Below are 2,888 nucleotides of genomic sequence, written 5' to 3'. Positions count from 1 at the left end.
ACATGAAGATGACGGGTATATACCCTTTTATCATTCCCAGAGTTGCGACATGAAGAAAATCATTGATAACATCATCAAGCTCGGGACCTGATATTATATCGAAGTCCTGATTAAAGTAAGCATGCATTAAAATATCTAGAAATGGATATTGTCCGGTCATTTTAATTGTGGCCTTTCATATTATTGAGATCTCCTGGTAACCGAAATCAATAGAATTACTTGAAATATATAAACCATTCTTATTTATTAAACTTCCTTGTTTGTTGCTATGTGAAAAAATTTTTAGTTACTTGCCTTTATCCAGATAATTTTTTGTTCTTTTTGATACATATTTTAGAAATTCAAATGCTGTGGTATCCCATAATTTAGGGCAAAAGCTAGAACTAGAATAGAGAGTTTGAAAGTCTTTCTCTATATTTTCTGAATTATGGATAAGAGACTCTATTTCCTCTATTAATTCTTTCTTCATTGCTTCATTCGTGGTATCAAGGTAGTCATTTATGACATCATCAAGCTCAGGGCCAGATATTATGTCATAGTCTTGATTGAAATAAGCAAACATTAAACGATTTAGTTCCATTTTTATTTCCTAAGATTTTAGTATGCTGGGAACGCTGTTAATATATAATACAGTTTACCATTAAATTCGGAATGGATTAAAACTATTCTAACTTTATATAATTTTTGTATATTTTGAGAGCCATTAACAAGGCCAAAACCAACAGGTGTACTTGAAGCATATTCTATCTCTTGTTTTACTCCTTTTGGAGTATGTTTTAGTAAGGTGGTTATTTTTATCTGATTATTTTTTAAGGCTTTTGAAATCACTTTCTCTGCCACATCTTGATTGTAAAATGTACTTGCTTCTTTTAATCTTCCTTTACTGTTTAGTATTCTAGCCCTTAACTCCTGCTCTGATAACCCAACATGTTTAGCCAAAGTATGTCCACCCGGTTTTAAACCTGTAGGCGATTCATGTTCAATTAACTTAATTCGTCCTACTCGTACAGAGGCAACTCTAACTGCGCCCGCTATTGAAGCAAATGACAATGGTACAGCAATATCGACAGTAAGCCCTATTTCAGAAGCGGTGTAATCATCAGCCCCAAATTCTTTTGCTAAATTTACCGCCTCGCGATAAGTTTCCGTCGTGGTTTCTCTGCCGGTAATTATTTGACTGGCAGAAGCATTCATTACATCAAGGCTGTGTGCGCCGATAATAACACAGGCAGCTTTAGTTAGGGTTGAAGGATCGGGCGCTAGACAAAGAGCGCCAGCGCCAATCAGTTCAACGACTCCTGCCGCTAAACTCGCTCCACCTAATATTCTGTTACTCCAGGTCTCTTCCTCGGTAATGGTATTATCCGACAGGATCGCCGCAAGTTGCACAGGTGATAAAACAATTCGTAATCCATTCTCAGATTCTGAATCAACGGGAGTATCAGTTAAATAAGCGGCATTATTCATCGTCAATAAATCCTGTCATCCCAGAAGCTATAAGAACCGGTTGAACAAGCAAGATTGTTCCACGTGATATCTTTGTAAGTAAAACAGATGATTTCCTGTGGTATGCCAGCATTATTATCTCTGGAATGCGGATAATTGCTTTTTATGCTGGATATCAAGGCGTGGCCTAGCCTGATAGAATAGTTTTTTTCTAATCCTCCGGTTAGTGATGTGCGATAATTTTCAAATAAACATTCCAGCTCTTCATTGTCATCGAAGCTTCGCGCCAATAAAGGCGAAGATTTATCGATGGGTTTTACTACCATAACCGGATGATGGGATACGTGTTGTTCCCTTGTCATTAAATGTTGAAGCGAGTAAATAAAAATCTCATTCTCATGACCGTGCTGGTAATGATTTCCTATGGAGTTTAAGGAGCCGCAGCCAGAGGAGATCAACCCCTGTTTTTTGCCTTTCAATGTTAGATAAATGATATTTGCCATACTGGTTGCTCCTCTAATGTGCTTTTTTTATCCTGCTGTAGGGTGTGTGCAAAAAGCAATCAAAAATTTATAAATTTAAGATAATTTACATTTATAAGGATAATTTAAACTATCAAAATGAAAAAAGAACTCAATGAAGATAGCATCAGAGTATTAAGAGGAACGTAAAAATCTGAACTGTTCAAGGTGTCGTATTTATAACAATCGCATAGCGTGAGTTGACATTCAGGTAACACCCAGTGGCCGCTACCCGAATAATTTGAAACTATCCTAAACGCATACGATTAATCTGATAAAAAACCGCCACATCCAGTATCCTAGCAAAGCAAATGTAATGACATTAAGAGAAAGTGATTTGAATCTTTTCTTCACGGTTGCATAAATTAAGGGTGACATAATCAGTAAGCATGTTGGAGCAAATACATCGCGATTACCATCTATCAGCTCTCTGTAAACAGTACAGAGATTATCTATATCCTGACCACCGATATAATACTCTTCTTCTAAGTATGACATCATATATATAAATAACGCACAAAAGATAGCATAAGTGATATTTAAAGCTATAGCTGATTTGCTCATTATGAAATTCTCACGATTAAATGCGTTGTCTTGGTTTTAATCCTGCAAATAATAAAACAGGTGTTTTTTGGGGATGGGCAGATTTTGTTATTAATTTCTTATTGTATTGTACATGGGGTATCCCATGTGCCCATAAATAATTTTGACTATTTACATCATGTAGATTGTTGGATAGCCATTTATAACGTATGAAATCGGTGGTGCCAAAACAGGGGGATCTGAGTTTATCTGCCGTATAGTGAAGGCGTTGCATATGTTGTGTTTCCTTTTCTTAAATAAATTTATACCCGTTATCTTTCAAGTTGCCTCTTTGTTGGCTGCACTCGCTCACCCCGGTCACATAGTTATCTATGCTCC

The 2,888-nt window shown here is 36.4% G+C and carries 5 protein-coding genes; all 5 read right to left on the bottom strand.

Annotated elements, in window-relative coordinates; all coding sequences use genetic code 11:
- On the bottom strand, positions 1–160 hold a 160-nt coding region (locus LGZ98_RS23305), incomplete at its 3' end, for a contact-dependent growth inhibition system immunity protein (protein ID WP_262978679.1).
- Positions 161–286: 126 nt separating this feature from the next.
- Positions 287–580 carry a contact-dependent growth inhibition system immunity protein gene (locus LGZ98_RS23300; protein WP_113042099.1) on the bottom strand — a complete coding sequence of 98 codons (294 nt, stop codon included), beginning with the start codon at positions 578–580 and terminating at the stop codon, positions 287–289.
- 17 nt (positions 581–597) lie between these two features.
- Positions 598–1,467, bottom strand: coding sequence for an RNase A-like domain-containing protein (locus tag LGZ98_RS23295; RefSeq protein ID WP_113042100.1), 870 nt, complete (start codon positions 1,465–1,467; stop codon positions 598–600).
- Between the two features lie 2 nt (positions 1,468–1,469).
- Positions 1,470–1,949: an Hcp family type VI secretion system effector gene (locus LGZ98_RS23290; protein WP_113042101.1), complete on the bottom strand. Its 480-nt coding sequence runs from the start codon at positions 1,947–1,949 to the stop codon at positions 1,470–1,472.
- A 270-nt stretch (positions 1,950–2,219) separates the two neighbouring features.
- Positions 2,220–2,531, bottom strand: a complete 312-nt coding sequence (locus LGZ98_RS23285) for a YjeO family protein (protein ID WP_113042102.1) — start codon at positions 2,529–2,531, stop codon at positions 2,220–2,222.
- Positions 2,532–2,888 lie beyond the last annotated feature (357 nt).

The organism is Photorhabdus kayaii (assembly GCF_025384895.1).
GTDB lineage: Bacteria > Pseudomonadota > Gammaproteobacteria > Enterobacterales > Enterobacteriaceae > Photorhabdus > Photorhabdus kayaii.
This window is presented reverse-complemented; position numbering and strand designations above follow the sequence as displayed.